Origin of the sequence: Qipengyuania sp., from assembly GCF_964227205.1 — a bacterium.
In the GTDB taxonomy this organism is placed as follows: Bacteria; Pseudomonadota; Alphaproteobacteria; order Sphingomonadales; family Sphingomonadaceae; genus Qipengyuania.
Genome location: NZ_CAXQVB010000005.1, coordinates 254,930 through 280,623, shown reverse-complemented (window position 1 = coordinate 280,623; position 25,694 = coordinate 254,930). Strand labels below are relative to the sequence as shown.

Here is a 25,694-nt window from a genome sequence, read left to right as displayed (position 1 = left end):
CAAATAGCAGGTGACGGACAAGGTTCCGCTTTGCAACCCGTCCGTCTATCTTGAGCAGCGATGAGTGACGCGAAAGACACGGATGAGGATGGCGAGGCCGATGGCCTGCGCAAGATCATCCATGTCGACATGGACGCCTTCTTCGCCAGCGTCGAACAGCGCGACAATCCCGAACTGCGTGGCAAGCCGGTCGCGGTCGGCGGATCAAGCGGGCGCGGCGTCGTGGCAGCGGCCAGCTACGAGGCGCGCAGGTTCGGCGTGCGCAGCGCCATGCCCTCGGTCACCGCCAAGCGCCTGTGCCCCGACCTCGTCTTCTGCAAGAGCCGTTTCGACGTCTACCGCGAGGTCAGCCAGCAGATCCGCGCAATCTTCCGCCATCACACCGACCTCGTCGAACCGCTGAGCCTCGACGAAGCCTATCTCGATGTCACCGAAGACAAGCTCGGCATCGGCAGCGCGACGCGCATCGCCGAGCTGATCCGACAGGAGATCCGCGCCAAGACCCAGCTGACCGCCAGTGCCGGAGTCAGCTACAACAAGTTCCTCGCCAAGATCGCCAGCGATCAGAACAAGCCCGACGGGATGTGCGTCATCCGCCCGGGCGAAGGTGCGCAATTCGTCGCGGCGCTGCCGATCCGGCGATTTCACGGGGTCGGCCCGAAGGGCGCGGAAAAGATGGCGCGGCTGGGTATCGAGACCGGCGGCGATCTGGCGCAGAAGGACATCGCCTGGCTGCGCGCCCATTTCGGAAGCTTCGCCGACTATCTCTACCGCGCCGCGCGCGGAATCGACCTGAGGCCGGTCAGGTCGAGCCGCATACGCAAGTCGGTGGGTGGCGAGCGGACCTTCAGCCGCGACCTGTCCTCGGGCAGCGAGTTGCGCGAGACGATGGAGGACATCATCGACATCGTCTGGGGCTATATCGAACGCGCAGAGGCCAGGGGGCGCACGGTGACACTGAAAATGAAATACACCGACTTCCAGATCTTCAGCCGCGCGAAAACAGTCGACCGGCCGATCGCGGACAAGCAGGAATTCGCCGCGATCGGCCGGGCGCTGCTCGAAGAGGTGCTCCCGCTGCCGATGCCGATCCGGCTAATGGGGCTGACGCTGTCGAAGCTCGAAGGCGGCGCGCGCGAGGCGCCGCGCCCCGACGCCCAGCTCTCTCTGCTTTAGCTCTTGCGTGCCCGCCACAGCTCGAGCCGCGCCCTCGTCCGCGGACTGAGCGGCTCGGGTAGCGAATGCGTCGGGAAGAAGCGGGCTTCGACGACCTCGCGGCCATCGGCCCGCGGCATGCAATTGACCGTCCCGTCGAAGATATGCGCACGGTGAGGCGCGCCCGACAGCTCTTCCTCGATCACGCCGACCAGCGTCAGTCCCTCGATCACGCAACCCGCTTCTTCGCACAGTTCGCGTCTGGCCGCATCCTCGGGACTCTCGCGGCGACCGACGCCGCCGCCGGGGAAATACCATCCCGGAGGACCGTAGCTGTGGCGCACAAGCAAGATCTGGCCATCGAAGTCTCGACCGATCACGCTGACGCCATCGCCCGTCTTGCCCCGTAGCCGCCGCCAATGGTGACGCCCGCGATGGGCGATCTTCAGTGCCTGGCGGTGCAGGCTCTTGGGGATCAGGCGAAGCATGTCACCGGTTGTGTAGCTGCGCCGAGCAGCCGCGCAACCGGAAGATCGCTGTTACCCGCAACGGCACGATCGAACACCGCACGCTTGTCTGCGCCGCGGATGACGAAAACGAGCGCATCGCTCGAGAGCAGTGCGGGAATGGTCAAGCTGATCCGGTCGAACGGCGCTTCGGGCGGCAAGGGATCGGGCGTCAGGCGTACGATCTGTTGCGGGTCGTCGATCTGCGGATCGGTGTTGGGGAACAGCGAAGCGATATGCCCGTCGGCGCCCATGCCCAGCCAGGCCAGCGCGAAGTGCGGAATAGCTTCCATTTCACTGAGGGTAACGACCTCCGCCCCCACCGGCTCGAACAGGTCGCGCAGCTTCCCGGTATTGGAGGCGGGATGATCCTCGGGAACCACGCGGTCGTCGCCGGGCCACACGACCAACCGGGTCCAGTCGATGTCGTGCTCGAGCAACGCCTCGATGATCGGAAATGGAGTCGATCCGCCTGGAACGGTGATCGTCACCGGCCCCCCATCCTGCGCCATCGCGTCGCTCAGCCGTGCCGCCAGCCAGTCGGCAATCGCGGCGTCACTGCAGTTCTCTAAGATCGTAAGGTTATCCATGCCCCCTGATACACCAGGGCCGCCCAACCCCAAGGGGAAAGGCGGCCCGAGCGCTGAGTGCGCATAGCTATGCGTTCACTTGCTAGCCTGGTTGAGGAACCAGATGCGTTCCTCGCACTGGTCGATCCAGTCGTCGACGACCCCGCTGGTCGCATTGTCGCCAACCTCTTCCGCAGCCTCCTTCACTTCGCCCAGCCGCTCGTGCAGCTTGCGGTTGTCGTCGCGCAGTTCCGCTACCATCGCATCGGCGGTCAGCGTGACGTCGTCCTGGTCCGCGATGCGCGTCTGCTTGCCCACGCTGCCGATCGAGGTCAGCGTGAACTCGTCGTTCTTGCGGACGCGCTCGCCGATCGCATCGACGGTGCCGATCAGCTGCGCCGCCTGTTCGTCGAACAGCAGGTGCAGGTCGCGAAAGCGCGGGCCCGCGACGTGCCAGTGGAAGTTCTTGGTCTTGAAATAGAGCGCGACCGTATCCGCCAGCGCCCCGTTGAGCGATCCCACGAGGGCTGTTTTCGAATTGTCGCCGACAGTGGCCATGATATTCCCTTTCGTTAGCTGGCTTTCACCAGACCAACGAAAACTCCAACTATCGGTTTCTCGATTATCGAGACTTTCTGTTATCGAATTAACCGATGATGCCGCGCGCGCTCAGTCCGGTAAGCACCGCCAGCAAGAAGAGGATTGCCGCAAGCACCAGGCGCAGGCCGCGTAGAGGTAGCTTGCGCTCGAGCGCACCCGCCATCGTCCACCCGAGAGCAACCGCGGCCCCGCCGCCGAGTGCGCCTCCCAGCCCCGCCAATGGCCAGCCGGCGAACACCACCGCGAAGGCGGCAACGAGAAAGCGCGAGGCATCGGTCAGCTGCCTGGCGAAGAGAACGATGGCGATCGCGCCCAGCGAACGGGTCGGTTCCTGCGGGGCTTTTTCGCGGTTGGGCCAGGCGCATTCGAAAGCCGCGAGCAGCAGCGCGATGGCCACGAACATCGTCGCGGCGCTTTCCGACATGGTCTGGGCGAGGCGCGCACCGAACCAGGCTGCGCAAAAGGCCGATGCGGCCGAAGTCACGAGACCCAGCACCAGCAGGCTGGCCGAAGCGCCGAGCCGTTCCGCCAGGCGCGCAACGAGCAGCTGGTCACGCGCGCCCTGAGCGGTGAGAAAGCTGGCGACCATTGCGAACAGCAGTGACGTCACGCTTTTCCCTCCGATCACGTTTGGTGCGTCGACCGCCCTGCGATAGCACGGGCGTGAGAGAATCGAACAGGGGAGACGGAAATGAAGCTTCAACCAGGTATGGCCGCGGTCGTCACCGGCGGTGCGTCGGGGCTCGGCAAGGCGAGCGCGCAGGCGCTGGCGGAAGCCGGGCTCAAGGTCACCATCTTCGACGTCAACGAAGAAGCCGGCGAAGCGCATGCCAAGGCCATCGGCGGCACTTTCGCACGGGTCGACATCACCGACGAACAATCCGTCGTCGACGGCTTCGAGGCCGCGCGCGCGGCGCATGGTCAGGAGCGCGTAACGGTGCATTGCGCGATGACCAGCCGCCGCGGCAAGACGCTCGGCTGGGACAAGGAGAGCGGGGGCTACAAGCGGCTTTCGACCGAGGACTATTCCTTCGGGGCACAGGGCATCCTCGTCGCCTCCTACCGCATCGCCAGCCACTCTGCCCTCGGCATGGCCAACTCCGATCCGCTCAACGAAGACGGCGAGCGCGGCTGCATCACGCTCACCGCCAGCGTCGCGGCGCAGGACGGGCAGATCGGCCAGGTCATCTACGGCAGCTGCAAGGCCGGGGTGAACGGGCTGGTGCTGCCGATGGCGCGCGACCTGATGGATATCGGCATCCGCGTAAATTCGGTCATGCCCGGGATCTTCGCCACGCCGCTGATGCTCGGCATGAAGGATCGCAATCCGCAGATGTGGGACCAGCTCAACGCCTCGGTCCCCTTCCCCAAGCGGCTCGGCCACCCCGAGGAGTTCGCCTCGCTTATCCTCGAGATCGCGCGCAACAGCTATCTCAACGGCCACCAGTTCCGCCTCGACGGAGCGATCCGGATGCCGCCGAAATAGGTGCATCGCAGGATAGCTCGGCCCATGGGCCTTTCCCTCTCCCGCAGGCACGATAGAAGGGCCGCATGACGACGAAGCGCGAATGGGTGAGCTGGGCGATCGGGCGGATCGAGGCGGACTTCAACCGGTCCGCCGACACGCACCTGCTGCCGTTACCGGTCCCTGCCCTGCCCGATATCGCCATCTATCTGAAGGACGAGTCGAGCCACCCCACCGGCAGCCTCAAGCACCGGCTGGCGCGCTCGTTATTCCTCTACGGCCTGTGCAATGGCTGGATCTGCGAAGGCACGCCGGTGGTCGAGGCTTCGAGCGGATCGACCGCCGTCTCGGAGGCCTATTTCGCGCGTATGCTGGGCCTGCGCTTCATCGCGGTCGTCCCCAGGTCCACCGCGCAGGCGAAGATCGACGCGATCGCCTTCTACGGCGGTGAATGCCATTTCGTCGACAGCCCGGCCGAAGTCTACGAGGCCGCGCAATCGCTCGCCGACGACCTGGGGGGGCATTACATCGACCAGTTCACCTATGCCGAACGCGCGACCGACTGGCGGGCCAACAACAACATCGCCGAATCGATCTTCGCCCAGATGGCGCGCGAGCCGCATCCGGTGCCGCAATGGATCGTCTGCGGGGCGGGAACGGGCGGCACCTCGGCCACAATCGGCCGCTTCGCACGCTACAATCGATTCAATACGCGCGTCTGCGTGGCCGACCCCGAAGGGTCGGTCTTCCACCGCCACTGGACCGATCGCTCGGTCGAACGCGTCGACCATCCGTCGGGCTGTATCGAGGGGATCGGCCGGCAGCGCGTCGAGCCGAGCTTCCTGCCCGACGTGGTCGACCGGATGGAAGCGATCCCCGACGCCTGTTCGATTGCCGCCGCGCACGAGGTGAGCGAGCGACTGGGGCGGCGCTGCGGAGGATCGACCGGGACCAATGTCTGGGCCTGCGCCATGATCGCCGCCGACATGGCCGAGCGCGGCCTCGCGGGCTCGATCGTCTCGATCCTGTGCGATGACGGCGCGCGCTATGCCGACACGATCTTCGACGATGGCTGGCTGGCGGCCAAGGGTCTCGACATTGCCTGCGAACGCAAGAAGATCGCCCATTTCTTCGACACCGGCACCTTCGCCGCGGGCTGACCCGAAGCGGCCGTTTGCAGCGCTGGAGCGGGTGAAGGGAATCGAACCCTCGTCGTCAGCTTGGGAAGCTGCTGCTCTACCATTGAGCTACACCCGCGGAGCGCAGGCGCGCTTGCCCCAGCTTGCGGCAGCGGTCAATATGGCATTGTCCCGCGCGCGCTCAGGAACGCTTGCGCTGCCCGTGCGCTGATCCGCGTGAAGGGAAGGTTCATGGCAGCACGCGCTTACTGGCAGGGACAAATCAGGCTGGCCCTCGTCTCGATCCCGGTGGAAATTTTCTCGGCTACCAAATCGGGAGCCAAGATTCGCTTCAACCAGATTCACGAACCCAGTGGGAAGCGGATTTCCTACGAAAAGGTGGTGCCCGGCATCGGTCCGGTCGACCGCGAGGAAATCATCAAGGGCTATGAAATCTCCAAGGGCAACTATGTCCTGCTCGACGAGGACGAGATCGAGGCAGTCCGGATCGAGAGCAAGCGTACGCTCGAGCTGGTCCAGTTCGTCGACGCCTGCGAGATCGATCCGCTCTATTTCGAGAAACCCTATTACGTCGCGCCCAAGGACGATCTCGCCGAGGAAGCCTTCATCGTGCTGCGCGAGGCGTTGCGCAAGGCGAAGAAAGTCGCGCTGGGGCAGCTCTCGGTGCGCGGGAGCGAGAAGCTGGTAGCGATCAAGCCCTGCGGCAAGGGGCTGCTGCTCGAGACTTTGCGCTATGCCGACGAGGTCCGCCAGGGGCAGGCGTTCTTCCATGACATCGACGAGGCCAAGCCGAAGAAGGAGCTGCTCGATCTCGCCACCAAGCTGATCGAGGACAAGAGTGCGCCCTTCGATGCCAGCGAATTCGAGGATCGCTATGGCGCCGCGCTCAAGAAACTGATCGACAAGAAGGCCAAATCGAAGAGCAAGAAGGCGGTGATCGAGGATGTCGACGAGCCGGGCGACGCGAGCGGCTCCAACGTCATCGATCTGATGGCCGCGCTCAAGCAGTCGGTGGAAGAAAAGGGCAAGAAGTCCGCCGGCGCGAAACCCTCGTCCAAACGCAAGAAATCCGCTTGATGGCGGCCCAGCGCAAAGCCGCCGATCCGCTGGCGACCTACAATGCCAAGCGCGATTTCGCCAAAACGCCAGAGCCGGCGGGCCAGGCGCAAAGCAGCGCCGGGGGCAACCTCTTCATCGTCCAGAAGCACGATGCCACGCGACTGCACTGGGATCTGCGGCTGGAAGTCGACGGGGTGCTCAAGAGCTGGGCGGTGACCAAGGGTCCCTCGCCCGATCCCGACATCAAGCGCCTCGCCGTGCGGACCGAAGACCATCCCCTGTCCTATGCCGAATTCGAAGGCACCATCCCCAAGGGTGAATATGGCGGCGGCACGGTGATGCTGTGGGATCACGGCACCTGGGCGCCGATTGCGGGCAAGAGCGCGAAGGATCTCGACGAAGGCCATCTCCATTTTACGCTCGAAGGCGAGCGGATGAAGGGTGAATGGCTGCTTGTCCGGCTGAAGAAGAAGCCCGGCGAAAAGCGCGAGAACTGGCTGCTGCGCAAATTGCAGGACGATCACGCACAGACAGGCGATGCCTTGGTGGAACGCGCGCTGACGAGTGTGCTCACCGGACGCTCGATGGCCGAGATTGCGGCCGACAAGCAGGGCGAATATCCGCTGGCGGGCAAGAAGGACGACGCCTTCATGGCGCAGATGCGCAAGGCATCCTCGCGCAATGCCAACCAGGCCCGGCCCAAGCGCCGGAAGGCCGCCCCGCTGCCCAAATTCCGCAAGCCGCAACTGGCAACGTTGGTCGACGATGTGCCCGCCGGCAACGGCTGGATGCACGAGATCAAATTCGACGGCTATCGCGCGATGGTCGCCGCCAGGGGGAATGAGATCCGCATCTATACCCGCAGCGGTCAGGACTGGACCGACAAGTTCGCGCCGCTGGCCAAAGCGCTCGCCGCGCACGACCTGCCCGCGTGCCTGATCGATGGCGAGATCGTCGCCTATGACGGCAAGGGCAACCCCGATTTCTCGACGCTGCAAAAGGTGCTGAAGCGCGGGCGCGGCAGCCAGACAGGCAGCGACCGGCTCGCCTTCCACGCTTTCGACCTGCTCGAGCTCGATGGCGAAGATCTGGCGCCGCTCGCCAATATCGAGCGCAAGGAACGGCTCGAGGCCCTGCTCGCTGGGGCGGAGCCACCGGTACATGTCGCCGACCACGTGCTCGGCGCGGGCGAGCAGCTTTACGAGGCGATGTGCAAGGCAGGGCAGGAAGGGATCATCGCCAAGAAGATCGACGCCCCCTATCGCCATGCGCGCAGCCGCGCCTGGGTGAAGGTGAAGTGCACGCGGCGCCAGGAATTTGTCGTGGTCGGGTGGAAGAAGAGTTCGGCGAAGGGGCGCCCCTTCGCTTCGCTGCTGCTGGCCCAGCACGATGGAGAGGCACTGGTCTACAAGGGCAATGTCGGCACCGGCTTCACCGCCGACGAGATGGACGAGCTTGCGGCAAAGATGAAGCGGCTCGAACGCAAGACCCCTCCGGTCGAAACCGACAAGGCGAGCGCGCGCGGCGTCACCTGGCTGACCCCCAAGCTGGTCGCCGAGGTGGCCTTTGCCGAATTCACCGCCGAGGGGAATGTGCGCCATGCGAGCTATCTCGGCCTGCGCGGCGACAAACCGGCGCAGGCAGTGACGCCCGAGGCGTCCGCATCCACCCCAAAGGCCGAGGAGGAGGTCGAAATCTCCAGCCGCGAGCGCGTGGTCTTCCCCGACAGCGGCCAGACCAAGGGCGAGCTTGCCGACTATTACGCCGCCGTCGCGCCGATCATGCTGCCCCATGCCGCGCGGCGCCCGATCAGCCTGGTCCGGTGTCCGCAGGGCCGCGCGAAGAAATGCTTCTTCCAGAAGCACGACAGCGGAAGCCTGGGCGATGCGGTGCACCATGTTCCGATCCGCGAAAAGGACGGCGGAATGGAGGATTATCTCTTCATCGAAGACGCGCGCGGCATCCTCCAATGCGTGCAGATGGGGACGATCGAATTCCATGGCTGGGCATCGCGCAGCGACGAAGTCGAACTGCCCGACCGGATGATCTTCGACCTCGATCCCGACGAGGGGCTCGGTTTCGACGAGGTCAAGCAGGCCGCGCGCGATATTCGCTCGCGCCTGTCCGATCTCGGCCTCGTCAGCTTCGCCATGCTCTCGGGCGGCAAGGGGGTGCATGTCGTCGTCCCGCTCGAGCGCGGGCATTCATGGGACGCACACAAGGATTTCGCGCGCCGCTTCGCCGAGGCGCTGAGCCTCGCCGAGCCCGACCGCTTTACCGCGACGATGAGCAAGGCCAAGCGCAAGGGGAAGATTTTCATCGACTGGCTGCGCAACCAGCGCGGTTCGACTGCGGTTCTGCCTTATTCCGCCCGCGCCCGACCCGGCGCGCCGGTGGCAGTTCCGATCACGTGGAACGAGCTGAAGGAGATGGAGCACGCCCACCCCTTCACGATCGACGATGCGAAACGTCTGATCGACCGTGCGGGCTCGAAATCGCTCCACGGATGGGGTTTCGCCCAGCAGCGCCTGCCCGATCTTTAGGCCGGGCCGCTGCACCGGCCGGAAGTCAGTCCGCGATGTCTGCAGGCGCCCGTACATCGGACAAGGCTTCCGCCCCGTCCCAATCGACGTCCTGCCGCGGAATGACCGTCAATTCGCCATTGGTTTCGAGCACCACCCAGTTTGCACCCGCCGGTTCGGTGATGCCGTTGCGGCGCAGCGCCATCTTGATTTCCTGCTCGGAAATCCGCGTACGCCGCATCGCATCGCGCAGGAAGCGGCCCTTGTGCGTCAACAGAGTGGGTTCTGCCTTGACCACCTTGGCTATCGCAGGATGGCGCTGGACCAGATGGGTCGTGAGATACTGACAAGCGGCGAGAACCGCGATGGCAATCACCGCGTCGAGACTGGCGACGTTGCGTAGCAGGATGCCGCTCGCCGCGAGACTGCCCACCGCGACATTGATGATCCAGTCGAAATTGTTGAGCTGGCTCGTCGTCCGTTTCCCGACGATGCGGACCATGACGACGATCAGAATGTAGAAAAGCACCGCATTCGCAGCGATTTCCACCGACCGGGGCCAGTCGGACCACAGGTTGAACGCATCAGCCACCTGCATTCACCTCGTAATCGATCGGCTTGAATGTCCCGCCGTTCGAATCGTAGGCCGAACAGGCAGTCAGCCCGATAATCAGGTCCATTTCCGCGCGCAGCACGATGCGGTCGCCCGCGCGGCTGCGCGGCGGTTCGACCGTGATCCGGCCGCTGTCACCTGCGACCGGCACATTCATGAAGATATTGAAGGCCGTGGGGATCTGGTCGGGTTCGATACCATAGGGGGCGAGTGCCTCGGCGAGATTACCGAAACATCCGCGATGGACGGGTTTGTCAGGATAGAAATGGCGGAAGGTATCGCTCGAACAGGGCGTCAAAAGGAAGTCGTGCCGTCCAACGCTGTCCTCCAGGATCGTCAGCATCGGCTCCGAGCGGTTCGACCATAGGCGGCTGCCCGTGCTCAGATGGATCGTTTCCTCGTAATCGAACGTGCGGCCGTTGGAGATCACCTCGCGCACATCCTGCGCATTATAAGCCACCATATCCGAGACCTGGCGCCCCTGCGGATCGACGACGGAGAGCAGGGCTCCCTTGGGCAGTTCGAAGGCCACCCCGCTACGCGGTTCGATACGCTTCACGATGCGCTCGCTCGCGGATCGCGGAAGGGGCAGGTCCATTCCGCGCCCACGGCCCTGCCGCTGTATTGCCGCGCCTCGCTGCTCTCACCGTGCCGCGCCAGCATCGGATTGATGTCGCCTGCCAGCTTGCGATCGCGTTCGAGGATCGCCTCGCGCATGCGCTCGTAGCGTCCGTCGGCACGCAGCGTCTCGAACTGGTCGTGGAGGTTGAAGACCATCACCGGATAGGAAAACCGCCGTGCGGGCCGCGAGGCTTGCGGGCCCAGTCCGACGACGAAATAGGCCTGCCCGCCGAAGCTCAGCGAGAAATGCGGATGATCGGGGTCGGAGCTGACCTTGGGATCATAGGGCTGGCCCAGCCAATTGTCCTTTTCGGCGAAGGATTGCAGCCGCTCCCACAACAGGCTTTCGAATTCCGTTTCGTCGATTTCACCGGGCTGCTGGAAGACCACCGCCATGCTGCGCAGCCCTTCGGGGTCGCTGCGATAGCGTTCGGCCCATTCGAGCAGCTTATCGTGGATGCGCAGATCGTCCCACGCGCTCCGCATGTCGAAGGCGACGAGCACTTCGAGCATGTCGCGCGCCTGCGCCGATTTCGCGCCCACGCAGGGGAAGGCCGCATCGGCGATATGCGCACGGAACTGCGCCTCGATTTCCTCGGCCAGATCGTCCTCGACCGCCAGAACGCCCGCTTTCATTGCGCAATTTCCTCTCTCTTGTCGGGATCGTGGGCCGGATCCCTGTCCCGCCCCATCGTCCAGTTCGCCTGCAGGCGGACCTTCGGATTGGGCGCGCACCAGATTTCGCCCGACCGGTCGAGCGCGGTCACCCAGATCAAATTATGCTCCACCCCATAATCGATCACGGCAAAGGCAAGTCCCTTGCCCCTGTCGGTCACCAGCACCGGAAGCGGTGGATTGAGCTGTGTAAACACCGATCACCTCGAGGCTTTAACTGGAAACTGGGCGCGGCGGGAATGAAGTCGCCCGGCCGCCTGCGGCCGCCGCGAAACCTGTCCCATTGCCTCGGCCCAACGCGCTATCGGGATAATCGATCCGCGAATCGCTTGTATTTTCAGTCGAAAGCTTCGCCGGGTGAGAACAATCCCGAATTCTCGCCCGAACCGGAATTCACTTTGCCGGAACGCCCTTCCCCCATCTGCGGAACGGCAATTCGTCCCCTTAGCGGTTGATTTCGGACCTTGCGCGCGTATGGGCCGTTGCCAACGAAAGAGAGGATTTTTCCGATGCGTCAGGTTGACCATTTCATCGTCGGCGGAACGGGCGGTTCCGCCAATCGCACCCACAAGATCTGGAACCCGTCGACGGGCGAAGTGCAGGCCGAGGTCGCTCTCGGCGATGCTGCGCTGCTGCAGCGGGCGGTCGATGCGGCGAAGAAGGTCCAGCCCGAGTGGGCGGCGACCAATCCGCAGCGGCGTGCGCGCGTCATGTTCAAGTTCAAGGAGCTGGTCGAGACGCACAAGCAGGAACTCGCCGAGCTGCTGTCGAGCGAGCACGGCAAGGTGGTCGAGGATGCGCATGGCGATGTGCAGCGCGGGCTCGAGGTGATCGAGTTCGCCTGCGGCATCCCGCAGGCGCTGAAGGGCGAATACACGCAAGGCGCAGGCCCCGGCATCGACGTCTATTCGATGCGCCAGCCGCTCGGCATCGGTGCGGGCATCACCCCGTTCAACTTCCCCGCGATGATCCCGATGTGGATGTTCGGCATGGCGATCGCGGCGGGTAACGCCTTCATCCTCAAGCCCTCCGAACGCGATCCCAGCGTTCCGGTCCGCCTCGCCGAGCTGTTCGTCGAGGCAGGCGCCCCCGAAGGACTTCTCCAGGTCGTCCACGGCGACAAGGAGATGGTCGACGCGATCCTCGATCATCCCGACATCCCGGCGGTCAGTTTCGTCGGCTCGTCGGACATCGCGCAATACATCTATTCGCGCGGAACCGCGAATGCCAAGCGCGTGCAGGCTTTCGGCGGTGCGAAGAACCACGGCATCGTCATGCCCGACGCCGATCTCGACCAGGTGGTGAACGATCTTGCCGGTGCGGCCTTCGGTTCGGCGGGCGAGCGCTGCATGGCGCTGCCGGTCGTGGTCCCCGTGGGCGAGGATACTGCCGACAAATTGCGCGAAAAGCTGATCCCCGCGATCAACGCCCTGCGCGTCGGTGTCTCGAACGATCCCGATGCGCATTACGGCCCGGTCGTCACGCCCGAGCACAAGGCGCGCGTCGAAAGCTGGATCGACACTGCCGAGAAGGAAGGCGCCGAAGTCGTGATCGACGGCCGCGGTTTCAGCCTGCAGGGGCATGAGAACGGCTTTTTCGTCGGCCCGACACTGCTCGACCGCGTCACCACCGACATGGAAAGCTACAAGGAAGAAATCTTCGGCCCCGTCCTCCAGATCGTGCGCGCGAAGGATTTCGAGGACGCCGTGCGCCTGCCGAGCGAGCACCAGTATGGCAATGGCGTCGCCATCTTCACCCGCAACGGTCATGCCGCGCGCGAATTCGCGCATCGCGTCAATGTCGGCATGGTCGGCATCAACGTACCGATCCCCGTCCCGGTGAGCTATCACAGCTTCGGCGGGTGGAAACGCTCGGGCTTCGGCGACATCGACCAGTATGGCATGGAAGGCCTCAAGTTCTGGACCAAGGCCAAGAAGGTCACCCAGCGCTGGCCCGATGGCGGCGGCGACGGGTCAAACGCCTTCGTTATTCCGACGATGGGATAACAATCGGTCGCGGGGCGTTGGAAGGAGGCGTTTTCAAGGAGATATCGATGCGCCTCCTCTTCCCCTCCGCCGCGATCCTGCTGCTGGCCGCCTGCTCGGGCCCGGCTGAGGACGCCCAATCCTCGCGGGACGGGGAAACGGCCATCCCGGTCGAGCCCGACGGCGGGATCGGCGACGGGGCGAAACCTCTACCCCAACCAACGCTCGCCGAGGAAATTCCCGAAGCCTTCCATGGCACGTGGGACAGCGTCCGGGGCACCTGCGATCCCCAGTCCGACCTGCGTCTCGAAGTCGCTCCCAAGTCTATCGGTTTCTACGAAGCGCGAGGCGAAGTGACCCGAGTCGAAATCGACGATCCGGCCCGCATCGTCGTTTCGCTCGCGATGGAAGGCGAGGGCGAACGCTGGCAGATGGTGCGCCAGTTTACGCTCAGCGAAAACGGCACCATACTCACGCCGCGATCGGTCGACGAGGAGCAGTTCGAGCCGATTCCGCTTAAACGATGCGATAGTTGAGGAAAATGCCATGCGCCCCCTGCTTGCACTCCTGACCGCCCTTCCCCTTGCCGCCTGCACCACGGCGAATGCCGACGGCGAAGCGCCGCCTGCGCCTCCCGCTGACGGCGGCTGCGACGCGGCCCCCGCCCAATACCATATCGGCCATGACGCCACGGCGCAGATGGGCGCCGCGATCCTCAAGGACAGCGGAGCCACCACCCTGCGCTGGGGGCCTCCGAACTCGGTCTGGACGATGGAATACCGTGCCGATCGCGTGAATGTGAAATACGACGAAAACAGCAAGATCACCGAGATCACCTGCGGGTGAGCCGCCGCCACGCCTTTACCGGCTCGCCCTACGAAGCGCAGTTCGGTTTCGCCCGCGCAGTGCGCGAGGGTAATCGCATTACCGTTGCCGGAACCGGCCCGGTCGAGGACGACGGGTCCTCCACTCCTGGCGATGCCGCTGCACAGGCGGAGCGCTGCTTCGTCCTCATTCTGCGCGCGATCGAGCAGCTCGGCGGCAACGCGCGCGACGTGGTGCGCACGCGCATGCTGCTGACCGATCCGGCGGACCAGGACGCGGTGGGCGCCGTCCACGCCCGTTTTATGGGCGAGGCCCGGCCCGCTGCGACCATGGCCGGGGTCGCCTGGCTGTGCCGCGAGGAATGGAAGGTCGAGATCGAGGCCGAGGCGATTGTCCCCGAATGACCGCCTCGCCCCTTCCCTAGCGTTACCGGCAACGCTAGAGCGCGCGCCATGACTACGAATGCAGGACAATTCCAGCTCACCGAAGAACAGCTGCAGATCCAGGACATGGCGCAGCGCTTCACCGCCGACACCATCACCCCCTTCGCCGCCGAGTGGGACGAGAAGAGCCACTTCCCGCGCGATGTGATCAAGCAGAGCGCGGAACTCGGCTTCGGGGCGATCTACGTCAGCGAGGAATCGGGCGGCATCGGGCTCGGCCGGCTCGAGGCGGCGCTGATCATTGAAGCGATGGCCTATGGCTGCCCCGCGACCAGCGCCTATATCTCGATCCACAACATGGCCGCCTGGATGATCGACCGCTTCGGCGGGCAGGAGGTCAAGGACAAGTACCTGCCCGACCTCGTAACGATGGAAAAGATCGCCAGCTATGCGCTGACCGAACCAGGCAGCGGCTCGGACGCGGCGGGTCTCAAGACCAGCGCCCGGCTGGATGGCGATCACTATGTGCTCAACGGCACGAAGCAGTTCATCTCGGGCGGCGGCTTCAACGACGTCTACGTCACCATGGTTCGCACTTCGGACCACAAGACCAAGGGCATTACCTGCCTGGTGATCGACAAGGACACGCCGGGCGTGTCCTTCGGCAAACCCGAAAAGAAGCTCGGCTGGAACGCCAGCCCGACCGCGCAGGTGATCTTCGAGGATGCCCGTGTACCCGTGGCCAACCGCGTTGGCGACGAGGGCGAAGGCTTCCGCTTCGCCATGATGGGTCTCGACGGCGGGCGCCTCAATATCGGTGCCTGCTCGTTGGGCGGCGCCCAGCGATGCCTCGACGAGGCGGTCAAATACACCAAGGAACGCCAGCAGTTCGGCACGCCGATCGCCGACTTCCAGAACACCCAGTTCATGCTGGCCGACATGGCGACCGATCTCGAGGCGGCGCGCGCGCTGCTCTATCTCGCCGCAGCCAAGGTCACCGATAACGCGCCCGACAAGAGCAAATTCTCGGCCATGGCCAAGCGGCTGGCGACAGACAGCGGCAGCAAGATCGTGAACGACGCGCTGCAACTGTTCGGCGGCTACGGCTATCTCAAGGAATATCCGATCGAGCGTTTCTGGCGCGACCTGCGCGTGCATTCGATCCTCGAAGGCACCAACCAGGTCATGCGGATGATCGTCGGGCGGGAGATGCTGCGCCAGTGATCGCGGAAAGACTCAGCGATATTCTGGACGGCGTCTCGGTGATCGTCGTCCTTCTGCTGATCCTCGTTGTCCTGTGCTGGTACTACGGCCACAAGATTCTGAAACGCCTCGACAAAAGCGCCCCGTCACCCGACGAGAGTTCCCACGATGACCGATAATGTCCATATCCACTCCCACGGCTGCGCGGGCCATATCTCGCTCAACCGCCCCAAGGCGCTGCACGCGCTGACGCTCGACATGTGCCACGCGATGAGCGCGGCGCTGACCGATTGGGCGGGCGACGATGGCGTGAAGGCGGTGATCCTCGACCACGCAGAGGGTCGCGGCTTCTGCGCCGGCGGAGACATCAACCTGCTGCGCCACTCCGCGCTCAACGATGGCGGCGCGTCGGGCCGCGCCTTCTTCCACGACGAATACCAGCTCAACCACCAGATGTTCGAATACGGCAAGCCCATCGTGGCCTTCATGGACGGCATCACCATGGGCGGCGGCGTGGGCATTGCGCTGCCATGCAAATACCGCGTCGCGACCGAGAACACGCGCTTCGCCATGCCCGAAACGGGGATCGGCCTGTTTCCCGATGTGGGCGGCGGCTGGCACCTTTCGCGGCTCGGCGGCCGGCTCGGGCAGTTTCTCGCATTGACCGGCGCACGGCTCGACGGGGCGGAATGCCTGTGGGCGGGCATCGCCACGCATTACCTGCCGAGCGACAAGCTGGCGGAAGCCAAGGCGCGGATTGTCGAGCATCCCGAGCGGATCGCGGGCATCCTGTCCGAACTGTCGACCACCCCTCCGCCCGCGCGGATCGAGGCCAATGCCGAGCGTATCAAGAAGCATTTCGCCTCCGATCGCTACGAGGATATCCTCGCCAGCCTCGAGGTCGAGGACGGCGAATGGGCGGCGAAGGAACTGGCTACGCTGCGCAGCAAGAGCCCGCAGACCTGCAAGGTCGCGTTGCGCCAGCTGGCCGAGAGCGAGAAGCTCGACAGTTTCGCCGACAACATGGTCATGGAATACCGCATCGCATCACGCGTCCTGACCCGGCCCGACTTTGCCGAGGGCGTGCGCGCGGTGATCGTCGACAAGACCAACGACCCCAAATGGGATCCGGCAACGCCAGAGGGCGTGAGCGAGGAACTGCTCGACAGCATCTTCGCCCCGCTTCCCGCAGACGAGGAATGGAAACCCCTATGAGCTTCGAAACCATCACCGTCGAACAGCGCGATGCGGTCACGCTGATCACCCTCAATCGCCCCAAGGCGCTGAACGCGCTCAACAGCAAGGTGCTCGAGGAACTGATCGAGGCCTTCGCCGCCTACCAGGCCGATGCCAGCCAGCTCTGCGCGGTGCTGACCGGTTCGGGCGACAAAGCCTTCGCCGCCGGCGCCGACATCAAGGAAATGAGCGAGAAGGAAGCGGCGGACTTCTATCTGGACGATTTCTTCAGCCCCTGGACCAGCGAGATCGTCAAGAAGACCCGCAAGCCGTGGATCGCCGCGGTCAACGGCTTCGCGCTCGGCGGCGGGTGCGAACTCGCGATGATGGCCGATTTCATTATCGCCAGCGAAAACGCCAAGTTCGGCCAGCCCGAGATCAAGCTCGGCGTTGCCCCGGGCATGGGCGGCTCGCAGCGGCTGACCAAGGCAGTGGGCAAGTCGAAGGCGATGGAAATGTGCCTGACGGGCCGCATGATGGGTGCCGAGGAAGCCGAGCGCAGCAACCTCGTCGCGCGCGTCGTGCCGCATGACGACCTGCTCGACGAAGCGATGAAGACCGCTGCGCAGATCGCCTCCATGCCGCCGATGGCCGCGATTGCGAACAAGGAAATGGTCAACGCCGCATTCGAGACCAGCCTCGATCAGGGCCTGGTGATCGAACGCCGCATCTTCCAGATCCTCGCCGCGAGCGAGGACAAGCAGGAAGGCATGGCCGCCTTCGTCGAGAAGCGCGAGGGTAAGTGGAAGGGGCGGTGATTTTCGCCCTGGGCCTATTTCTTGTCGGCCTCCTGTTTTGTTGGCTGGCCTTTGTTGGTTGGCGAAACCGGCATGCGGAGAGTATCAGCCTACTCGAAGCTGGCATCCTGAAGGCGACTGGCGACGAGCCGCTGCCGCTCACAAGATTTGACCGCTGGCTGCAAACGTTCCAGCTAATCATGATCACACTTTTTGGCCCGTCGATGCTATTCCTCGGCGGCTACGGATTTCTCAGCGAAATAGGTGCTTTATGAAACTCGCCTTCATCGGCCTCGGCAATATGGGCGGCGGGATGGCCGCGAACCTCGTTAAGGCGGGGCACGAGGTGAACGCCTTCGACCTTTCGGAAGAAGCGCTTGCGACTGCCAAGGACAACGGCTGCGCGACCTTCACCGATGCAGCCGAAGCCGTGCAGGGCGTAGATGGTGTCGTGACGATGCTCCCCAATGGCGGGATCGTGAAAGCGGTCTACGAAGGCAGCGTGATCGGCAAGGCACCCGAAGGCGCAGTCCTGCTCGACTGCTCGACCATCGACGTGGCCACCGCGAAGGAAGTGATCGCCAAGGCCGAAGCTGCCGGATACGACATGGTCGACGCTCCCGTTTCGGGCGGAATCGCGGCGGCCAATGGCGGCACGCTGACCTTCATGGTTGGCGGGACCGAGAAAGCGTTCAAGCGCGCCGAGCAAGTGCTGCAGGCGATGGGCAAGGCGGTGATCCACGCGGGCGATGCGGGCGCGGGCCAGACCGCCAAGATCTGCAACAACATGCTGCTCGCCATTTCGATGATCGGCACCGCCGAAGCGATGAAGATGGCCGAAAAGCTCGGCCTCGACCCTCAGAAGTTCTACGAAATTTCCAGCCAGTCCTCGGGCTATTGCTGGTCCTTGAACGCCTACACGCCGATGCCCGGCGTCGGCGTCGAGAGTCCGGCGGACAAGGACTACCAGGGCGGCTTCGCCACGGGGCTGATGCTCAAGGACCTCCGGCTCGCGATGGAAGCGGCGGAAACGGCGGATGCCTCCACCCCGCTCGGTCGCCACGCCAAGGAGCTTTACGAACAGTTCGCCGAGGACAATGCGGGCCTCGACTTCAGCGCGATCATCAAGACGCTCTGATCTCGTCCAAAACGCGCGCAAGCCATTCGCGCGGGGCTTTCCGGCGGCCGATATCGGCGACGAATTCCTGACCGCGCGCGACGCTCTTCAGCCTGCCGCCGCGCAGCCAGCGTTCGGGCCGGTCGTGATAGCTGAGCCCTCCCTGCGCGAGCCATGCGGGCCGCTTCCATAGCGAGGGCGGCCCGCCCGGCACACTCAGCCGCAGCGCGTCGCTTGCGCTCGCGGCCTGCCTCCCGCGCCCGGCATAGACCACATCGTTGCCGGCATGGAGCGCGAGCGCATGCGGGTGGCCGCGCTCGACCAGATGCCTCGGTACGGCGCGGGTCAGGTCGATACGCTCCTCGACCTCGAGATAGCCGAAGATGCGGTGGTGCGGATCGCCGCCATCCGCGCGGAACAGGCCGAAGAAGAGAAACACGTCCCCCAGCCCGACCCCGCGGTTGGCGAGATGCGTCTGTGCCGCGCCGCATTGGCCGAACAGGCAGGTTCCGTCGGCAAGGAACATCGGGTCGTGATGGCACAGGTCGCGCGCGCCGAACCGTCCCCGGCTGGCCTTGCACGCGTGTTCGCCCAGCCCGAGATCGCCATAGGTCGTGCGCGAGGCCGCACCGGCCGGGATCGGCAGGCTGACCGGACGCCCCGCGACGATCGGCGAGGGACCGCCCCCCGAAGAGCTGTCGAACCCCTTGCGAGAAAAGATAATCCGCATGGCTGCTTGCCGTGCCCGAGCGGCGGGAGAGTGACAACCGCCGCATTCGTCTCTATTTGCGCGGCCATGACTACCGAAAACGATGGCAAGGTCACCGCGCTCATCATGGCGGGCAAGCGTTCGGGTGTGCTCGACCCGCTCGCCGAGCGCGCAGGCGTGGCCCAGAAATGCGTGGTTCCGGTCGGCGGCATGCCGATGATCGAGCGCGTGGTGATGAATGTCGCCGCAAGCCCGCGCATCGGTGAAATCCGCGTGGTCGCGCACGAGCCCGACGAGATTGCCGCGATCCCCTCGATCGCCAGGCTGGTCGAGCAAGGGCGGCTGGTGTTCAGGCCCGGTGCCTTCAACCTCGTCGACAGCGTCTTCGCCGGGGCCGAGGGTGCCGGCTATCCCATCCTCATCACCACTGCGGACAACTGCCTGTGGCTGCCCGAGGATTTCACCGAATTCGCCGACAAGGCGATCGCCAGCCAAGCCGGGGCCGCCGCGGCATTGGCGCGCAAGGAAGACGTCATCGCCGCCGATCCCGAAGGTCAGAAGAAGTTCTACGAATTCTCCGACGGCGGCTATTCGAACTGCAACGCATACTGGATCGGGAACGCCGAGGCGCTCTCGGCAGCCGAGATCATGCGCGGCGGCGGGCAGTTCGTGAAATTCCCGAGCCGCATCGCCAAGGCCTTCGGCGTGGTCAATCTGATCCGCTTCTTCCTTGGCTGGGGGACCAAGGAGAAGCTCTTCGCCCAGGTTTCGCGCCGCTTCGGCTTCAAGCTGGTCCCGCTGGAAATGGACCATGGCTATTGCGCCATCGACGTCGACAATGAACGCACCTTCCAGGTGACCGAAAAGCTGCTGACCAAGCGGCTCGCCACGGCCTGACGACGCTCGCTCCGCGATGGGACGCCTGATCCGCAATATCGGCTGGCTGCTGACCGGTCGCGGCGTCAACGCCGTCCTCAGCCTGCTCTACCTGGCGCTGGCGACGCGGACGCTGGGGCTCGACGGCTTCGGCTATTTCGCGCTGATCGTCGCCATGGGTCAGACCGTGGTCGGAATCGCCAATTTCCAGACCTGGCAGTTCGTCGTCCGCTGGGGTGCGAGCCCCGATGGCCCGGGCGAGGCGACCGGCTTCGCCATCGCGCTCGACCTGCTCTCGATCGCGCTCGGCACGGTGCTGGCCGCGGTCCTGTGCTGGTCGGCCCAGTTCTGGCTGCCGCTGCCCGCCGACCTGCTGTGGGTCGCCTTCGGTTACTGCATGGTATCGTTGCTGGCGATCCGCACCACCCCCACGGGGCTGCTGCGCCTGCGCTTCGAATATGGCAAGGCGACCGCGGCGGAAGCCGTCCAGCCCATCGTCCGGGCTCTGGGCGCGGTGCTCGCCGCGATCCTGCTGCCCACCGTGCTCGGCTTCATCCTCGCCTGGGCTGCCGCCGAGATCGCAGTCGCAACGACGCTCTGGATCGTCGCGGGAAGGAGCGACCGGATCGACCTTTCGCAAATAAGTTTCTGGCGCATCCCGCGCGATCATCCCGGTGCGTGGAAGTTCGTCTGGTCGACCAATCTGACTGGCAGCCTCAATGTCGGCTCGAAACAGGTCCTGATCCTGCTCGTCGGCGCGATCGGTGGTGAGGCCTTCGCCGGCGGCTTTCGCGTCGCCAGCCAGCTCGGCCAGGCGCTCGTCAGCCTCGCGCAGACCGTGTCCAAGGCCATCTATCCCGAGCTTGTCCACGCGCAGGATGCGGCCCACGACATGGCGCGCCGAATGGCCAATATCGCGCTGATCGGCGGCGGCATCGCCATTCTCGTCGCGCTGTTCTTCGGACGTCCGGGGCTCGTGCTCATCGCCGGGCCGGAATTCAGCGTCGTCTATTGGGCCATGGTGATCCTGGCGATTGCCGGGGCGATCGAGCTGGTGGGTGCGAGCCTCGAATCGCTGCTCGTCAGCGCGGGACGGGCCGGGACCGCCTTTGCCATGCGCGCGGTACCGACTTTGCTCGGCCTGGCGCTGCTGCAGGTCGCGATGGACTGGAACGGCCTCAAGGGCGCCGCCTTCACCGTGCTCGGCGCAAGCGCCTTGTCGGTCATCGGCTTCTGGGTGGCGGTGATCTCGCTCAGCCAGATCGCGATCACCGTCACGCCCAAGGCGGGCGAAGGCCAGCCGGACTAGCGCACACCCAGGATTTCGGCCTCTGCCCGCAGGCGCGCGGCAGAGGAGGGATTGGCAGCCACCGCATCGGCCAGCGCCTTGCGCGCCCGGTCGGGCTGGCCGAGCGTCATGCGGGAGCGCATCAGCATCACCCAGCCGTCGAGATTGGACGGGTCGGCGTCCAGTTTTCCTTCGAGACGGGCGACCATGCCCTCGGCCATCTGCCGTTGCTCGCCGGGCGGAATGGACGTCGCCGCAGCGATCTGCGCGGCATCGGGGCCGGGGATCGCCGCGGTGGCGACCATGCCCCGCGCCGCGCCGCGCGCCTCCGGTCGCGCATCCTGTGCCTTTCGCAGTCGCTCCGACACGTCCAGCTTGTTGATCGCGGCGACCTGTTCGATCGTCCGTGCGAGGTCGGTTTCCCACGGCGCACCCGGTGGCGTATCCGCAAGCAGCGCCAGCCAGTCGGTGACCGCGCCCGCGTGGTCGCCGTCGAGATCGCGCGTCACCGCGAGAAAATAGCGCGCTCGCGGATCCGCGGGGTCCAGTTCTACCGCCCGGCGGAAGGCTGCCAGCGCGGGCGCGGGCAGCGGTTCGCGCGGGCTGTCCATTACCAGCGCCTCGCCCAGCGCCGACCATAATACGGCTCGCTCCGGTTCGAGCTCGCTCGCACGGCGATAGGCCTCGGCCGCGGCCCCGAAATCGCCTTCGTCGAAGCGGGCGAAGCCAAGCTCCTGCCAGGCTGCCGCATCGCGCGGATCGTCAGCCACGCGCGCTTCGAGCGCCGCGATCGGCGTCGTCGCTTCGGATTCCGCGCCGCTTTCGCCGTCGTCGAGCGAACGATAGCCGAGCGCGACCACGACGCTGGCCAGCGCCAGCCCGAGCAGCAAAACGCCGCCCCGCACGCGATTGCCCGTCATCTTCTCGCCCATCCCCTCTCCTTCCATCGCTTGCTATCGTCTCGCCACATCACGGGCAATTGCCTCTGTCCGTGTTTCGCTTATGATGCCCCGCATAAAATATAACAGAGGGCTCGCAAGCCTCCGGGGGGGATTGCGGTTTGGGCGACAAGGTTCGCGTTGCGATTGTGGGGTCAGGCCCGGCCGGCCTGAGCGCGGCTGCGCATGCGGCCGCGCGGGGTATGAGCCACGTGCTGCTCGAAAAGACCGACCATCTGTCCGATACGATCTACAAATACCAGAAGGGCAAGCACGTGATGGCGACGCCCAGCAATCTGGTGCTGCGCAGCGACCTCGATTTCGAGGCCGGCAAGCGCGAGACAATTCTCGACACCTGGGACCGGCAGGTTGCCGAGGGCAAGGTAACCGTACGCACCAATGCCGAGGTCACCGGCATCGCCGGAAAAAGCGGCGCCTTCACATTGACGCTCAAGGACGGGTCGACCATCGAGGCCGAGGCAGTGGTGCTGGCCATTGGCACGCAGGGCAATCCGAACCTGCTGAAGTTGCCCGGCGCGGACCTGCCGCACGTCCAGTACCAGCTCGACGACCCTACCGAATATGTCGACGAGCACATCACCGTGATCGGCTCGGGCGACGCGGGGATAGAAAATGCGCTGGGCCTGGCCGCCGATGCGGCGCAGGGCAATGTCGTAACCATCCTCAACCGCCGCGCGGATTTCGCCCGCGCGAAAGGCGCCAATGTAAAGCTGCTCGAGGAAGCCGAAGCCGACGGACGCCTATGGGTCCGACGCGAAACCAGCCCGGTCGAGGTGCGCGAGCGCGAAATCGTGCTCGAAACCCGCGACGGGCAGGAAGTGATCAGGTGCGACCGGATCATCGCGCGCACCGGTTCGCAGCCGCCGCGGGCCTTCATCGAAAGCTGCGGCGTGGAATTCACCAGCGAAGATCGCGCTGCCTTTCCCCGGCTCTCGCCCAGTTTCGAGACCACCCAACCGGGCATTCATGTGATCGGTGCGCTCGCGGGCTATCCGCTGATCAAGCATTGCATGAACCAGGGATACGATGTCATCGAATTCCTCGACGGGAATACCGGTCTAAAGCCCGCCGACGAGCCGATCCTGGCCGAGAAATTCGCTGGGCTGCCCGGTCGCCGGTCGGTCGACGAGTGGCTTGAAACCTTCCGCAGCAAGGTCGTCATCCTGCAGGAGCTCAGCCCCCTGCAGATGCGCGAGCTGATGCTCGACAGCACGGTTCACGCCTATGATCGCGGCGAGGTAATCTTCACTCGCAACGAACCCGGTTCCTCGATGTTCGCCATCGCCGAGGGCTCGGTACTGGTCGAAGTGAATCCCGAGGACCCTTCGATCACCGTGCCGATCGAAACCGGCTCGATCTTCGGCGAGGTCGGGCTGATTTCGGGGCGCAAACGCGGCTCCACCATCCGCGCTGCCGAGCCGACCGTGGTCGTCGAATTCTCGCGCCTTGCCGCGCTCAAGCTGCTGGCCACCGCGCCTTCGGCCAGCCGCGCGGTCAACCGCATTTCGATCGAGCGGCAGGTTCTGCAGATCTTCGGTTCGGGCCTGACCCCGGCGGACATCGCCGGCCTCGTCGAGGCGGCCGAAGTGGTTTCGGTTCCCGCAGGCGAAGTGGTGATCGCGGAAGGCGCCGAGGACAAGGACATCTATATCGTGCGCGTCGGCTCGATGGTGGTCGAAAAGGATCTGGGCGGCAAGCCGGTGTTCCTATCCTACCTCCCGGCCGGGTCCTATTTCGGCGAGATGGCGGTGATCGACGGATCGAAACGCACCGCCAGCGTCCGCGCCGCGATCAAGAGCGAGGTGATCCGCTTCCCCGGCGAGGCCTTTAACGCCCTTCTCGACGCCAAGCCCGAAATCCGCACTCGCGCGCTGGCCGACATGGCGGCGCGGCGCGAGATCAACGACTTCATCGAAAGCCGCAAGGCGAGCTTTGGCGGCGCGGTCGACATGTATTCGCAGACCGCCCAGTTCCTCGTCGACAACGGATTGGGCGAAGCGACCGACGTGCTGCTGATCGACGAGCAGCTGTGCGTCGGCTGCGACAATTGCGAAAAGGCCTGCGCCGACAGCCACGACGGGCTCAGCAGGCTCGACCGCGAGGCGGGGCGGACCTATGCGCATCTCCACGTGCCGACCTCGTGCCGCCATTGCGAGCATCCGCATTGCATGGCCGATTGCCCGCCGAATGCGATCCGCCGCGGGCCAGATGGCGAGGTAGTGATCGACGAGACCTGCATCGGCTGCGGCAATTGCCAGCGCAACTGTCCCTATGGGGTGATCCGCATGGACGCCAAGCCGCCGCCCAAGCCTGGATTGCTGCGCTGGCTGCTGTTCGGCGCCGGCCCCGGCCCCGGCGAAGCGAGCTATGCCTGGCGCAAGCGAAAGGCCGCCGAAGCGGGCGAAAACGCCAAGCTGGCGATCAAGTGCGACATGTGCAGCGGGATCGAAGGCGGCCCTGCCTGCGTTCGCGCCTGCCCTACCGGCGCCGCCATCCGCGTCAGCCCCGAGCGCTTCCTCACCGTCGCGCGGCTGGAAGAGAAGGTCGACTGATGGCCTCGCTATTCTCGCGCCGTGACGGTGCTGCCCATGCCGACATCGATAAGCGGCGGTCCGCCAGTCACGAGAGCTTCCTAGCCCACCGGGCCTTTTTCTGGGCGCGCGTAGCCGGCTTTATGAGCCTGTTCGTGGTTCTGACCTATGTTCTCGTCGATGTCGAACCGCGCCATAATGGCGGTAGCTGGTACGGCTATACGCTCGGCACACTCGGCGCCGGGCTGATCGTCTGGCTCGCCTGGCTCGGCATCCGCAAGCGTCGCCCGACGCCGGGCAGCTGGAGCCTCAAGGGCTGGACCAGCGCGCATGTCTATCTCGGCCTGTCGCTGGTGGTGATCGGCACCATGCACACCGGCTTCCAGCTTGGCTGGAACGTCCACACGCTGGCTTGGGTGCTGATGATGCTTGTTATCCTGTCGGGTGCCTACGGCATTACCGTCTACGCCACGCTGCCGCAGGCGCTGTCGGAAAATCGCCGTGAAATGACACGCGAGCAGATGATCGAGAGCCTCGCCATGATCGACCGCCAGCTCGAGACCGCCGCGCAGCCGCTGGCGCGCGAGGATGCCGACAGGGTCATCGCGGCGCTCGAACAGGATGTGTTCGCTGCGGGCATCTTGGCGCGGTTTCGTGGCCCCGGGAGCCGCGATGCCACCCGACGGGCGTTGCAGCATATCTCCACCGATCGCGCCTATGACGACGGTGCCGACGACCTGGCACAGCAGAAGGTGCGCGCCCTGCTCGGCAAGCGCGCCGCGCAGATCGACCAGATCCGCCGCCAGATGCAGATCAAGGCGCTGCTGGAGATCTGGCTCTATGTCCACGTACCCCTCACCATCGCGCTGCTGGCGGCACTGACCGCGCACGTCGTCAGCGTATTCTATTACTGGTGAGGGG

Annotated in this window: 28 protein-coding genes and 1 tRNA gene; 18 read left to right on the top strand and 11 right to left on the bottom strand. The window is 65.0% G+C overall.

Annotated elements, in window-relative coordinates; all coding sequences use genetic code 11:
- The first annotated feature begins 60 nt into the window (after window positions 1–60).
- Window positions 61–1,176, top strand: a complete 1,116-nt coding sequence (dinB, locus tag ACEQZ0_RS13035; protein WP_370191385.1) for a DNA polymerase IV — start codon at window positions 61–63, stop codon at window positions 1,174–1,176.
- On the opposite strand, the gene ACEQZ0_RS13030 is transcribed toward dinB, so the two are convergent.
- The 4 genes from ACEQZ0_RS13030 to ACEQZ0_RS13015 form a co-directional block, all read right to left on the bottom strand.
- Window positions 1,173–1,643 (bottom strand): NUDIX domain-containing protein, encoded by a 471-nt coding sequence (locus ACEQZ0_RS13030; protein ID WP_370191383.1) that lies wholly within the window; start codon window positions 1,641–1,643, stop codon window positions 1,173–1,175. The two genes, dinB and ACEQZ0_RS13030, sit on opposite strands and share 4 nt — an antisense overlap.
- Entirely contained in the window at window positions 1,631–2,251 is a 621-nt protein-coding gene (locus tag ACEQZ0_RS13025; protein ID WP_370191381.1) for a 6-phosphogluconolactonase, read from the bottom strand. The genes ACEQZ0_RS13030 and ACEQZ0_RS13025 overlap by 13 nt, the downstream gene beginning before the upstream one ends.
- A 75-nt stretch (window positions 2,252–2,326) precedes the next feature.
- Window positions 2,327–2,788 (bottom strand): Dps family protein, encoded by a 462-nt coding sequence (locus ACEQZ0_RS13020; RefSeq protein WP_370191380.1) that lies wholly within the window; start codon window positions 2,786–2,788, stop codon window positions 2,327–2,329.
- Window positions 2,789–2,876: 88 nt separating this feature from the next.
- On the bottom strand, window positions 2,877–3,440 hold the full coding sequence (locus ACEQZ0_RS13015; RefSeq protein ID WP_370191378.1) for a hypothetical protein: 564 nt from the start codon (window positions 3,438–3,440) through the stop codon (window positions 2,877–2,879).
- A gap of 81 nt (window positions 3,441–3,521) precedes the next feature.
- Here ACEQZ0_RS13015 and ACEQZ0_RS13010 point away from each other — a divergent pair, with 81 nt between their 5' ends.
- Both ACEQZ0_RS13010 and ACEQZ0_RS13005 read left to right on the top strand, forming a co-directional pair.
- Window positions 3,522–4,316 (top strand): SDR family oxidoreductase, encoded by a 795-nt coding sequence (locus ACEQZ0_RS13010; RefSeq protein WP_370191376.1) that lies wholly within the window; start codon window positions 3,522–3,524, stop codon window positions 4,314–4,316.
- Between the two features lie 65 nt (window positions 4,317–4,381).
- Window positions 4,382–5,455: a PLP-dependent cysteine synthase family protein gene (locus ACEQZ0_RS13005; RefSeq protein WP_370191374.1), complete on the top strand. Its 1,074-nt coding sequence runs from the start codon at window positions 4,382–4,384 to the stop codon at window positions 5,453–5,455.
- A 23-nt stretch (window positions 5,456–5,478) separates the two neighbouring features.
- Here ACEQZ0_RS13005 and ACEQZ0_RS13000 read toward each other — a convergent pair.
- A tRNA-Gly gene (locus ACEQZ0_RS13000) sits at window positions 5,479–5,552 on the bottom strand.
- A 113-nt stretch (window positions 5,553–5,665) separates the two neighbouring features.
- Between ACEQZ0_RS13000 and ACEQZ0_RS12995 the strand changes: the two genes are divergently transcribed.
- Window positions 5,666–6,511 carry a Ku protein gene (locus ACEQZ0_RS12995; RefSeq protein ID WP_370191373.1) on the top strand — a complete coding sequence of 282 codons (846 nt, stop codon included), beginning with the start codon at window positions 5,666–5,668 and terminating at the stop codon, window positions 6,509–6,511.
- Window positions 6,511–9,036 carry a DNA ligase D gene (ligD, locus tag ACEQZ0_RS12990; RefSeq protein ID WP_370191372.1) on the top strand — a complete coding sequence of 842 codons (2,526 nt, stop codon included), beginning with the start codon at window positions 6,511–6,513 and terminating at the stop codon, window positions 9,034–9,036. The genes ACEQZ0_RS12995 and ligD overlap by 1 nt, the downstream gene beginning before the upstream one ends.
- Window positions 9,037–9,061: 25 nt before the next feature.
- On the opposite strand, the gene ACEQZ0_RS12985 is transcribed toward ligD, so the two are convergent.
- Genes ACEQZ0_RS12985 through ACEQZ0_RS12970 form a run of 4 tightly spaced genes read right to left on the bottom strand, consistent with a single transcriptional unit; the run spans window position 9,062 to window position 11,121 of the window.
- Window positions 9,062–9,607: a DUF421 domain-containing protein gene (locus ACEQZ0_RS12985; protein WP_370191370.1), complete on the bottom strand. Its 546-nt coding sequence runs from the start codon at window positions 9,605–9,607 to the stop codon at window positions 9,062–9,064.
- Window positions 9,600–10,226: a DUF1989 domain-containing protein gene (locus ACEQZ0_RS12980; RefSeq protein WP_370191368.1), complete on the bottom strand. Its 627-nt coding sequence runs from the start codon at window positions 10,224–10,226 to the stop codon at window positions 9,600–9,602. Before ACEQZ0_RS12980 ends, ACEQZ0_RS12985 begins: the two co-directional genes overlap by 8 nt.
- Window positions 10,184–10,885, bottom strand: coding sequence for a guanitoxin biosynthesis heme-dependent pre-guanitoxin N-hydroxylase GntA (gntA, locus tag ACEQZ0_RS12975; RefSeq protein ID WP_370191367.1), 702 nt, complete (start codon window positions 10,883–10,885; stop codon window positions 10,184–10,186). The genes ACEQZ0_RS12980 and gntA overlap by 43 nt, the downstream gene beginning before the upstream one ends.
- A complete protein-coding gene (locus ACEQZ0_RS12970; protein WP_370191365.1) occupies window positions 10,882–11,121 on the bottom strand; it encodes a hypothetical protein in 240 nt (79 codons plus the stop codon). Before ACEQZ0_RS12970 ends, gntA begins: the two co-directional genes overlap by 4 nt.
- A gap of 312 nt (window positions 11,122–11,433) precedes the next feature.
- Here ACEQZ0_RS12970 and ACEQZ0_RS12965 point away from each other — a divergent pair, with 312 nt between their 5' ends.
- The 9 genes from ACEQZ0_RS12965 (at window position 11,434) to mmsB (ending at window position 18,431) form a co-directional block, all read left to right on the top strand.
- Window positions 11,434–12,930, top strand: coding sequence for a CoA-acylating methylmalonate-semialdehyde dehydrogenase (locus ACEQZ0_RS12965; RefSeq protein ID WP_370191363.1), 1,497 nt, complete (start codon window positions 11,434–11,436; stop codon window positions 12,928–12,930).
- A gap of 47 nt (window positions 12,931–12,977) precedes the next feature.
- The gene (locus ACEQZ0_RS12960; protein ID WP_370191361.1) at window positions 12,978–13,445 is read left to right on the top strand and encodes a hypothetical protein; all 468 of its coding nucleotides are present in this window, start codon (window positions 12,978–12,980) and stop codon (window positions 13,443–13,445) included.
- Between the two features lie 10 nt (window positions 13,446–13,455).
- The gene (locus ACEQZ0_RS12955; protein ID WP_370191360.1) at window positions 13,456–13,755 is read left to right on the top strand and encodes an I78 family peptidase inhibitor; all 300 of its coding nucleotides are present in this window, start codon (window positions 13,456–13,458) and stop codon (window positions 13,753–13,755) included.
- A complete protein-coding gene (locus ACEQZ0_RS12950) occupies window positions 13,752–14,138 on the top strand; it encodes a RidA family protein (RefSeq protein WP_370191358.1) in 387 nt (128 codons plus the stop codon). The genes ACEQZ0_RS12955 and ACEQZ0_RS12950 overlap by 4 nt, the downstream gene beginning before the upstream one ends.
- A gap of 48 nt (window positions 14,139–14,186) precedes the next feature.
- Window positions 14,187–15,341 carry an acyl-CoA dehydrogenase family protein gene (locus ACEQZ0_RS12945; protein ID WP_370191356.1) on the top strand — a complete coding sequence of 385 codons (1,155 nt, stop codon included), beginning with the start codon at window positions 14,187–14,189 and terminating at the stop codon, window positions 15,339–15,341.
- 147 nt (window positions 15,342–15,488) lie between these two features.
- A complete protein-coding gene (locus tag ACEQZ0_RS12940) occupies window positions 15,489–16,535 on the top strand; it encodes an enoyl-CoA hydratase/isomerase family protein (protein WP_370191355.1) in 1,047 nt (348 codons plus the stop codon).
- Window positions 16,532–17,314 carry an enoyl-CoA hydratase-related protein gene (locus ACEQZ0_RS12935; RefSeq protein ID WP_370191353.1) on the top strand — a complete coding sequence of 261 codons (783 nt, stop codon included), beginning with the start codon at window positions 16,532–16,534 and terminating at the stop codon, window positions 17,312–17,314. The genes ACEQZ0_RS12940 and ACEQZ0_RS12935 overlap by 4 nt, the downstream gene beginning before the upstream one ends.
- Window positions 17,311–17,568: a hypothetical protein gene (locus ACEQZ0_RS12930; protein ID WP_370191352.1), complete on the top strand. Its 258-nt coding sequence runs from the start codon at window positions 17,311–17,313 to the stop codon at window positions 17,566–17,568. The genes ACEQZ0_RS12935 and ACEQZ0_RS12930 overlap by 4 nt, the downstream gene beginning before the upstream one ends.
- On the top strand, window positions 17,565–18,431 hold the full coding sequence (gene mmsB, locus ACEQZ0_RS12925) for a 3-hydroxyisobutyrate dehydrogenase (protein ID WP_370191351.1): 867 nt from the start codon (window positions 17,565–17,567) through the stop codon (window positions 18,429–18,431). The genes ACEQZ0_RS12930 and mmsB overlap by 4 nt, the downstream gene beginning before the upstream one ends.
- Here the strand turns inward: mmsB and ACEQZ0_RS12920 are convergent.
- Window positions 18,418–19,140: a hypothetical protein gene (locus ACEQZ0_RS12920; RefSeq protein WP_370191350.1), complete on the bottom strand. Its 723-nt coding sequence runs from the start codon at window positions 19,138–19,140 to the stop codon at window positions 18,418–18,420. The genes mmsB and ACEQZ0_RS12920 overlap by 14 nt on opposite strands.
- Before the next feature lie 66 nt (window positions 19,141–19,206).
- On the opposite strand from ACEQZ0_RS12920, the gene ACEQZ0_RS12915 reads away from it, so the two are divergent.
- Together ACEQZ0_RS12915 and ACEQZ0_RS12910 are read left to right on the top strand one after the other, a co-directional pair.
- Window positions 19,207–20,016, top strand: a complete 810-nt coding sequence (locus tag ACEQZ0_RS12915) for a hypothetical protein (protein ID WP_370191349.1) — start codon at window positions 19,207–19,209, stop codon at window positions 20,014–20,016.
- Between the two features lie 16 nt (window positions 20,017–20,032).
- Window positions 20,033–21,304: a lipopolysaccharide biosynthesis protein gene (locus ACEQZ0_RS12910; protein ID WP_370191347.1), complete on the top strand. Its 1,272-nt coding sequence runs from the start codon at window positions 20,033–20,035 to the stop codon at window positions 21,302–21,304.
- On the opposite strand, the gene ACEQZ0_RS12905 is transcribed toward ACEQZ0_RS12910, so the two are convergent.
- Window positions 21,301–22,215 (bottom strand): tetratricopeptide repeat protein, encoded by a 915-nt coding sequence (locus ACEQZ0_RS12905; protein WP_370191346.1) that lies wholly within the window; start codon window positions 22,213–22,215, stop codon window positions 21,301–21,303. The two genes, ACEQZ0_RS12910 and ACEQZ0_RS12905, sit on opposite strands and share 4 nt — an antisense overlap.
- A gap of 128 nt (window positions 22,216–22,343) precedes the next feature.
- On the opposite strand from ACEQZ0_RS12905, the gene ACEQZ0_RS12900 reads away from it, so the two are divergent.
- Window positions 22,344–24,794, top strand: coding sequence for an NAD(P)-binding domain-containing protein (locus ACEQZ0_RS12900; RefSeq protein WP_370191345.1), 2,451 nt, complete (start codon window positions 22,344–22,346; stop codon window positions 24,792–24,794).
- On the top strand, window positions 24,794–25,690 hold the full coding sequence (locus ACEQZ0_RS12895) for a hypothetical protein (RefSeq protein ID WP_370191343.1): 897 nt from the start codon (window positions 24,794–24,796) through the stop codon (window positions 25,688–25,690). The genes ACEQZ0_RS12900 and ACEQZ0_RS12895 overlap by 1 nt, the downstream gene beginning before the upstream one ends.
- Window positions 25,691–25,694: the final 4 nt, after the last annotated feature.

Coding starts and splice junctions, on each gene's coding strand:
- dinB (WP_370191385.1), top strand. CDS start 61: ATGAGTGACGCGAAAGACACGGATGAGGATGGCGAGGCCGATGGCCTG.
- ACEQZ0_RS13030 (WP_370191383.1), bottom strand. CDS start 1,643: ATGCTTCGCCTGATCCCCAAGAGCCTGCACCGCCAGGCACTGAAGATC.
- ACEQZ0_RS12960 (WP_370191361.1), top strand. CDS start 12,978: ATGCGCCTCCTCTTCCCCTCCGCCGCGATCCTGCTGCTGGCCGCCTGC.
- ACEQZ0_RS12935 (WP_370191353.1), top strand. CDS start 16,532: ATGAGCTTCGAAACCATCACCGTCGAACAGCGCGATGCGGTCACGCTG.
- ACEQZ0_RS12915 (WP_370191349.1), top strand. CDS start 19,207: ATGACTACCGAAAACGATGGCAAGGTCACCGCGCTCATCATGGCGGGC.
- ACEQZ0_RS13010 (WP_370191376.1), top strand. CDS start 3,522: ATGAAGCTTCAACCAGGTATGGCCGCGGTCGTCACCGGCGGTGCGTCG.
- ACEQZ0_RS12895 (WP_370191343.1), top strand. CDS start 24,794: ATGGCCTCGCTATTCTCGCGCCGTGACGGTGCTGCCCATGCCGACATC.
- ACEQZ0_RS12910 (WP_370191347.1), top strand. CDS start 20,033: ATGGGACGCCTGATCCGCAATATCGGCTGGCTGCTGACCGGTCGCGGC.
- ACEQZ0_RS12965 (WP_370191363.1), top strand. CDS start 11,434: ATGCGTCAGGTTGACCATTTCATCGTCGGCGGAACGGGCGGTTCCGCC.
- ACEQZ0_RS12940 (WP_370191355.1), top strand. CDS start 15,489: ATGACCGATAATGTCCATATCCACTCCCACGGCTGCGCGGGCCATATC.
- ACEQZ0_RS13025 (WP_370191381.1), bottom strand. CDS start 2,251: ATGGATAACCTTACGATCTTAGAGAACTGCAGTGACGCCGCGATTGCC.
- ACEQZ0_RS13020 (WP_370191380.1), bottom strand. CDS start 2,788: ATGGCCACTGTCGGCGACAATTCGAAAACAGCCCTCGTGGGATCGCTC.
- ligD (WP_370191372.1), top strand. CDS start 6,511: ATGGCGGCCCAGCGCAAAGCCGCCGATCCGCTGGCGACCTACAATGCC.
- ACEQZ0_RS12945 (WP_370191356.1), top strand. CDS start 14,187: ATGACTACGAATGCAGGACAATTCCAGCTCACCGAAGAACAGCTGCAG.
- gntA (WP_370191367.1), bottom strand. CDS start 10,885: ATGAAAGCGGGCGTTCTGGCGGTCGAGGACGATCTGGCCGAGGAAATC.
- ACEQZ0_RS12905 (WP_370191346.1), bottom strand. CDS start 22,215: ATGGGCGAGAAGATGACGGGCAATCGCGTGCGGGGCGGCGTTTTGCTG.
- ACEQZ0_RS12955 (WP_370191360.1), top strand. CDS start 13,456: ATGCGCCCCCTGCTTGCACTCCTGACCGCCCTTCCCCTTGCCGCCTGC.
- ACEQZ0_RS12995 (WP_370191373.1), top strand. CDS start 5,666: ATGGCAGCACGCGCTTACTGGCAGGGACAAATCAGGCTGGCCCTCGTC.
- ACEQZ0_RS13005 (WP_370191374.1), top strand. CDS start 4,382: ATGACGACGAAGCGCGAATGGGTGAGCTGGGCGATCGGGCGGATCGAG.
- ACEQZ0_RS12980 (WP_370191368.1), bottom strand. CDS start 10,226: ATGGACCTGCCCCTTCCGCGATCCGCGAGCGAGCGCATCGTGAAGCGT.
- mmsB (WP_370191351.1), top strand. CDS start 17,565: ATGAAACTCGCCTTCATCGGCCTCGGCAATATGGGCGGCGGGATGGCC.
- ACEQZ0_RS12920 (WP_370191350.1), bottom strand. CDS start 19,140: ATGCGGATTATCTTTTCTCGCAAGGGGTTCGACAGCTCTTCGGGGGGC.